General features: G+C 67.9%; 4 protein-coding genes. 2 read left to right on the forward strand and 2 right to left on the reverse strand.

Going from position 1 to position 5,969, the window contains the following annotated elements; all coding sequences use genetic code 11:
• The coding region (locus tag OEY_RS0124145) for an FAD-binding oxidoreductase (protein ID WP_010596326.1) at positions 1–636 on the reverse strand (636 nt) is incomplete at its 3' end.
• Positions 637–726: 90 nt separating this feature from the next.
• Positions 727–2,355, reverse strand: a complete 1,629-nt coding sequence (locus OEY_RS0124150; RefSeq protein WP_010596327.1) for a methane monooxygenase — start codon at positions 2,353–2,355, stop codon at positions 727–729.
• Positions 2,356–2,518: 163 nt separating this feature from the next.
• Between OEY_RS0124150 and OEY_RS0124155 the strand changes: the two genes are divergently transcribed.
• Positions 2,519–4,330 (forward strand): sigma-54-dependent Fis family transcriptional regulator, encoded by a 1,812-nt coding sequence (locus tag OEY_RS0124155; protein WP_010596328.1) that lies wholly within the window; start codon positions 2,519–2,521, stop codon positions 4,328–4,330.
• Positions 4,331–4,436: 106 nt separating this feature from the next.
• The gene (locus tag OEY_RS0124160) at positions 4,437–5,894 is read left to right on the forward strand and encodes a catalase (RefSeq protein WP_010596329.1); all 1,458 of its coding nucleotides are present in this window, start codon (positions 4,437–4,439) and stop codon (positions 5,892–5,894) included.
• The last annotated feature ends 75 nt before the right edge of the window (positions 5,895–5,969 follow it).

The following is a 5,969-nucleotide window of genomic DNA, read 5'->3' on the forward strand; positions in this document are numbered from 1 at the left end:
CGGCAGGACGTGACCGTCCTTGATGGTGAAGGATCCGTAGGGCCCGGTGAGCGCGATCTCGTCGCCCACCGCGATACCGTCCTCGAGCAGGCCGGCGAACTTTCCGCCGGGGTACTTCTTGACGAGGAACTCGACGTGTCCCGGCGTCGATCGGGTCGTCGCCATGGAGAACGACCGATGTTCCTCGGTTCCCGGTATCTGCAGGTCCGAGTACTGACCCGGTTTGAAGTCGTACTCCGTGGGTTCGACGGGCTGCAGTTGCAGCGACACGATGTCCTTGGTCATCGGCTCGATCGCGGTGATCCGGGTGCGCACCTCCTGGATGGGGATACCACCCAGGAGTTCGTCCTCGTCGAAGTTGAGCAGTTCGATGGTGCAGTCGCTGTAGGCCGTCGAACGGCAGAGCAGCACGTGCCCCTCGTCGGTCTCGGCGTCGTTGCAGGCGAACGTCGAGTAGTCCTCCATCTGGATGTCGCCGTCGAGGACGAAGGACTTGCAGGCCGAGCAGCGACCCTCGCGGCAGCCGTGCATCAGGTGGATGCCCTGCCGGAAGGCGGCGTCGAGGATGTACTCGTCCTCGCCGACCTCCATCTCGATGTCGACGGGCTCGAAGTTGATACGGTGCGTGTCGGCCACGGGGGTGTCTCCTGGGCTCGTGAATTTCTGTGCTGGTGGTGTCGGCGGGCGGCGCCGGATGTGGTGCGGCGCCGCCCGCCGGGCCCGGTGTCAGAGCGGCGTGGCGCCGGCGCGGTACTCCGCGATGTGCGCTGCGCGCTCCTCGTCCGTCATCTGGTTCAGCAGGACGTTCGGGCTCTGGAAGGTGTTGCCCCGCACGTCGTCGAGGGTCCACATCTTCTTCGGGTCGAGATCGAGGTGCGGCTGGCCGACGAGGGTCTTGCCGTCGTCGCGCACATACCCGAGGTCCTGCACGATGTCGGCGAGATCCTTGTCGTGGTGCAGGGTCTCCCATTCCCGGAAACCGGTGAGACGGCCCATGTTCGGCGTGGGCCGGCCCTCGTACTCACCGCGGAAGGCGACCGCGTCGGTCCAGTAGCACGTCTCCGAGCAGTAGGTCCGCCACTGGTCGTCGACCTTCTCCACGACCATGTCCTCGCGGACCAGGGCCGGCACCATGCAGGTCCAGCAGCGGTGCGGGTACTGGTATCCGACTTCCTCGAACGCGATCGGCTTGTTGCGGCCGGGGTAGGCGAGGCGGTTGTAGTTCTCCCACCACTTGCCGAACTTGGAGTACCAGCCGGGGTACTTCTCCTCGAACCACTCGAAGTCCGCGTCGGTCATGGCGTCGATCCGCCAGTAGTTCACCGGCCAGCCCGTGGCGAAGAACCGGGCCACCTCGTGGACGTAACCCTTCTCGGTGATGCGCTTCCACGCCTCCTCGACGAGATCGTGCGGAATGGTGAGCCCGTACTTCTCGAGGGGGAGCAGGTAGCTGCGGTAGTAGTCGTCGTAGATCCACCGCCGCCACATCTCGGCGTAGCTCTCGCGGTCCTTGCGGCGGTCCTTGGTGCCGTATTCGATGAACGTGCCGATCGCGGCGTCGACCACGCAGTGGTTGTTCCACCAGGCGTAGCGCAGGTCGCGTTCGAGCAGCGGCCGGTTCCGCTCGTCGGCCAGGGCCATGAGCAGGATCGAGTAGCCGTTGGAGATGTGGCGCGACTCGTCGGACTGCACCGAGTGGAACACGGTGGGCAGCAGGTAGTCACCGTTGGCGGCGGCCTCGTCGGGCATCGCCACGAACAGGGTGTTCGTGAAGGCGGTCTCCGCGACCACGGTCAGGTAGATGTTGGCCGCGGTGATCGCGTCACCGGTGATGAAGCCCTCCCCGAACTGCCGGCCGATGGTGCCCGCGTAGTTGTTCGCGAACGCCTTCTCGGTCATGTCGAACCCGGCGGGATCGATGTAGTTGTTCATGTAGAGCTTCTTGAGGTTCATCTGGATCGTCGAGTGCCGGACCTCGTCGATCATCTGCACCGCGAGACCGTTGTGGATCTCGGGGTTGGGCACCGCGTCGATGGCCATCGGCATCGCGCGGGCCGCGGAGATCTCCGGGAACGGGATGATCGAGAGGAACAGCTTCTGCCACTCCAGCCAGCGCTGCTGGACCTGGCGGAACATGTTGCCGCGGATCGCGCCGTCCATCGCGCCGTAGACCCGGTTGTCCTTCTCCTCCTCCATGGGGAAGTAGGACCGCATGATCTGCTTGAGAGGGTCCTTCTTGGGGGCCTTCTCGAACGTGTAGTCGGTGCCGAAGCGGGTGGCCGGCGTCGCGAACGTCGGTTCCCACGTCAGCTCGGTGATCTTTGCATGGGCCTTGGTCAGGCTCTGCCTACTCAATGTGCGCCTCCTGGATCGGGAGCCGGCTCTGTGCCAGCCGTGGACGGTGGGGTGTGGGTGCCGATACAACCCCGGTGTGCAACCCCGATCTGTCTCAATGTGAGACTCAGGTCACAATCGATGTGATTACCTTTGCTCTTGCGAGATCCGAGGAGAAGGTGGCGTGACAACTCCGGACGACCGGGAGATCGAGGTGGGTGAACACAACCGGAGCGGGTCCCGGGACGGGCATTCGCTTCAGGAATCGGGCGAATCGGTCCGTGCGGGCGACTTCCCCGATCTCGGCGATCGGCGGGTCCGCAACTGGCTGCGGGTGTCCTGGGTGCGTTCCCGGGAGGCCAAGGTCGACGCCGATCGCCCGGCCGCGGACTACGTCGAAGCCCTTCCCACCGACACCGTCCTCACCCGGGCGGCCCGGCCGGTGCTGCGCGCGTTGGCGGCGGAGATCGAGAACGAACCGGTGAGCCTGATCCTCACCGACGGCAAGGGCACCGTGCTCAGCCGTTACGGCGGCGACCGTCGCCTGCTCGGCGCGCTGGACCGGGTCCACCTCGCACCGGGGTTCCGGTACTCCGAGTCCCAGGTCGGCACCAACGGCATCGGCACCGCGCTCGAGGTCGGCGCGCCGCTGCTCATCCGGGGCGACGAGCACTACAGCGGGCATCTGCGCAAGTTCTCCTGCGCGGGCGCACTCGTGACCCATCCCGTCACCGGGGCCCTGCTCGGCGTGGTGGACCTGACCACCGAGGCCGAGAACACGAACTCGCTGCTGCTCTCGTTCGCCAAGCTCGCCGCCACCCGCATCCGGGAGCGGATCCTCGAGGACGCCAACGAGCTGGACCGGGCGCTGCTGCACGACTACCACGCGGCATGCCAGCACTCGGGCCGTCCGGTCATCGCGATCGGCGACGAGGTCCTGATGATGAACGCCCTCACCCAGCAGCGGTTCGACTCGCGCGACCAGGCCGCGATCATCGACCGGACCCGCGACGCGCGGGGACGGCACGAGCCGTTCACCCTGCTCGCCGACCTGCCGAGCGGGACCACGGCCCGGCTGTCCTACCAGCCCACCTTCGTCGACGACCGGCTCGCCGGCGGGGTCGTGCGGATCAAGGAACAGGTCGCCCGGAGCCGGTCCACCCGGGCCGTCGCCCCACCCGCGCCGCGCGCCCTGGCCGGCCGCAGCGCCCAGTGGCAGCGCACCGTCGAAGGCGTCGTCGAGGCGTGCCGGCGCGGCGAATGGCTCGTCCTCGACGGTGAGCCGGGCGTCGGGAAGGCCGCCCTGATCCAGGCGGCGCACGACCACGTCCGGTCCGGGCACGCCCTGACGGTCCTCGACGCGGTCCAGCTCGACGGCGACGAGCTGCCCGAACGCGCGGCTGCGACCCTCGACGACGGTGGCGACCTCGCCGTGCTGCACGCCCACGTCCTCGGCGACGACCAGTTCGCGGCGCTCGAGTCGTTCCTGCAGGCCGTCGCCCAGGACACGCGCGCGCCCGCGCCGTGGGTCGCCCTGACCATGCAGCCGCCGCAGGGGCAGAGCGACACCCACGCGCTGCTCCGCCTCTTCCCGAAGACGATCTCCGTTCCCCCGCTGCGGCATCGACTCGAGGACGTGCCCGACCTGGTCCGGTTCCTGCTCGACGCCGCCGGCGCCTCCGGCCTCACGCTCTCCCCGGCCGCGGCGAACCAGCTCATGCGGCTGTCGTGGAGCGGCAACGTGACCCATCTGCGCGGCGTCCTCGACGAGCTCTGCCGGCGGCGGCGATCCGGGACCGTCGAGCCGGCCGACCTGCCCGCCGAGTGCCGGGCGACGACCCGCCGGAGTCTGACCCGGCTCGAGTCCCTCGAGCGGGACGCGATCGTGGAGGCGCTGGCGCTGCACGGCGGCGACAAGGTGGCCGCCGCGAAGGCCCTCGGCATGTCGCGGGCGACGATCTACCGCAAGATCCGAGAATTCGGCATCACCCTCTGATTCCGAGTGTGCGTGTCAAATTGAGACGACGGGACACTGCTCCGCACGAAACACTGCTGAGCGCAGAGACGTTCACCCCACCGGGGTGACCAGACAGGAGTGATCGATGACCGACCACAACGGACTCACCACCGCTGCCGGCGCACCTGTGCCGGACAACCAGAACAGTCTCACGGCCGGGGCCCGCGGACCCATGCTCCTCCAGGACGTGTGGTTCCTCGAGAAGCTCGCGCACTTCGACCGTGAGGTGATCCCCGAACGGCGCATGCATGCAAAGGGTTCCGGCGCGTTCGGCACCTTCCGCGTCACCCACGACATCACGCGGCACACCCGGGCCGCGCTGTTCTCCGAGATCGGCAAGCAGACCGAGGTGTTCGTCCGGTTCTCCACCGTCGCCGGCGAGCGCGGCGCCGCCGACGCGGAACGCGACATCCGCGGCTTCGCCGTCCGCTTCTACACCGAGGAGGGCAACTGGGACATCGTCGGCAACAACACCCCGGTGTTCTTCTTCCGCGATCCGCTCAAGTTCCCCGACCTCAACCATGCCGTGAAGCGCGATCCGCGGACCAACCTTCGCGACCCCGAGAACAACTGGGACTTCTGGACCAATCTGCCGGAAGCCCTGCACCAGATCACGATCGTGATGTCCGACCGCGGCATCCCCGACGGCTACCGGCACATGCACGGATTCGGTTCACACACCTTCTCGTTCGTCGATGCCGCGGGCGCCCGGTCGTGGGTGAAGTTCCACTTCCGCACCCAGCAGGGCATCCGGAACCTCACCGACGAGGAGGCCGCGACCGTGATCGCCGGCGACCGCGAATCCGCCCAGCGGGACCTGTACGAGGCGATCGAGGCCGGGAACCACCCGAAATGGACGCTGTACGTGCAGATCATGCCCGAGGCCGACGCGGCGACCTACCGCTACCACCCGTTCGACCTGACCAAGGTGTGGTCCAAGAAGGACTATCCGCTCCTCGAGGTGGGGGAGCTGGAGCTGAACCGCAACCCGGACAACTACCACGCCGACGTCGAGCAGGCCGCGTTCTCCCCTGCGAACGTCGTCCCGGGCATCGGGTTCTCGCCCGACCGGATGCTGCAGGGCCGGCTCTTCTCGTACGGGGACGCCGCACGCTACCGGCTCGGCGTCAACCACCACCAGATCCCGGTGAACTGCCCCCGGGCCGCCGCCCACGTGAACTCCTTCCACCGCGACGGCGCGATGCGGGTGGACGGCAACCAGGGCAGCGTCCCGAGCATCGAGCCGAACTCGTACGGCCGATTCCAGGAGCAACGCGGGTACGCCGACCCGCCGCTGACCGTCGGTGCCGTCGCGGACCGATTCGACTACCGCGCAGACGACGACAACTATTTCGAGCAGCCCGGGATCCTGTTCCGCGCCATGACCGCCGAGCAGCAGACCGTGCTGTTCGAGAACACCGCGCGCGCGATCACCGGGGCATCGGTGACGACGATCGAACGGCACATCGCCAACTGCACGCAGGCCGATCCGGCCTACGGTGAGGGAGTTCGCAAGGCCTGCGAGGCACTGGGGGCGTTGTGAGCGACCGGTGATCCGTCCGGCAGCCGCGCAACCCTCGGTCGTTCGCCGCGTCGAGTGCCGACGCGGCCGACAGGC

The sequence above is a fragment of the Rhodococcus sp. P14 genome (genome assembly GCF_000256505.1).
GTDB lineage: Bacteria > Actinomycetota > Actinomycetes > Mycobacteriales > Mycobacteriaceae > Rhodococcus > Rhodococcus ruber.